This is a genomic window from Caulobacter sp. CCH9-E1 (assembly GCF_001556515.1).
In the GTDB taxonomy this organism is placed as follows: Bacteria; Pseudomonadota; Alphaproteobacteria; order Caulobacterales; family Caulobacteraceae; genus Caulobacter.
Genome location: NZ_LSJA01000157.1, coordinates 1 through 992, shown reverse-complemented (window position 1 = coordinate 992; position 992 = coordinate 1). Strand labels below are relative to the sequence as shown.

At 66.2% G+C, this 992-nt stretch carries 2 protein-coding genes; both read right to left on the bottom strand.

Going from position 1 to position 992, the window contains the following annotated elements; translation table 11 throughout:
- Positions 1-158: 158 nt before the first annotated feature.
- Positions 159-575, bottom strand: a complete 417-nt coding sequence (gene flgC / locus AX690_RS10160) for a flagellar basal body rod protein FlgC (RefSeq protein WP_062095610.1) — start codon at positions 573-575, stop codon at positions 159-161.
- A gap of 70 nt (positions 576-645) precedes the next feature.
- The coding region (locus AX690_RS10155) for an efflux RND transporter permease subunit (RefSeq protein ID WP_197425246.1) at positions 646-992 on the bottom strand (347 nt) is incomplete at its 5' end.

The window sequence follows — 992 nt, the reverse complement described above, 5'->3', positions numbered from 1 at the left end:
TCGCGAGCCTGCGGCCATTGGCCTGGCTCGCGCCGTGATCGTGTCCCGCTCCCATTGAAAACCTCTCCTCTTCACGTGCGCCGAAACGCGCCTGCCAAGTTTGAGGGATCAACGCACGAAACCCGCCAAATGGGAGCTTCGCGCGCGCTCCCCCGCGTCTATTTCTTGTCGAGGATGGAGAGGGTCGCTTTCTCCATCGCGTCCTGGGTATCGAGGACGTTGAGATTGGCCTCATAGGCTTTCATAGCCTGCTTGAGGTCGAGGCTCTCGGCCAGGCTGTTGACGTTGGGCAGCAGCACGTAACCGGCGGCGTTGGCCGCTGGGTGGCCGGGGTCGTAGGCTTGAGGGAATGGTTTGGGATCGGCTTTCACGCCGCTCAACACCACGCCCTCATCGCCGCCCATCGGCTCGACCTTGAACACCGGGATCTGGCGGCGATAGGGCTCGCCGCCGGGGGTTCTGGCGGTCGAGTTCGCGTTGGCGATGTTCTCGGCCAGGATCTGGATACGCTTCTTCTGGGCTTGCAGTCCCGACACGGCGATCGCCGTGCTTCCCCCTTCGATCGGCTTACTCATTCAAGTGCTCCGTGGGTGGATATGAAGAACGGGCGGCGCGCCGGAGCTTGTCCGGCGCGCCGCCTTGGTCTTAGGCGTCGGCGGGTCTCCGGATTTCGGCCTTACGCAGGACGAAGCGGCAGATCGCCGGCAGGACGAAGAGCGTGAGGGCCGTGGCGGTGATCAGCCCGCCGATGACGACGGTGGCCAGCGGACGCTGGACCTCCGCGCCGGTGCCGGTCGCCAGGGCCATGGGCACGAAGCCCAGCGAGGCGACCAGACCGGTCATCATCACCGGCCGCAGCCGCTCCATGGCCCCGTCGATGATCGCCTTCTCCAGCGGCATGCCGGTGGCGAGGCGCTGTCGGATGGCGGTCATCATGACCAGGCCGTTCAGCACCGCCACGCCCGAGAGCGCGATGAAGCCGACGGCGGCCG

Excerpts from the sequence above, each read along its gene's own strand:
- flgC (WP_062095610.1), bottom strand. The coding sequence starts at position 575 with ATGAGTAAGCCGATCGAAGGGGGAAGCACGGCGATCGCCGTGTCGGGA.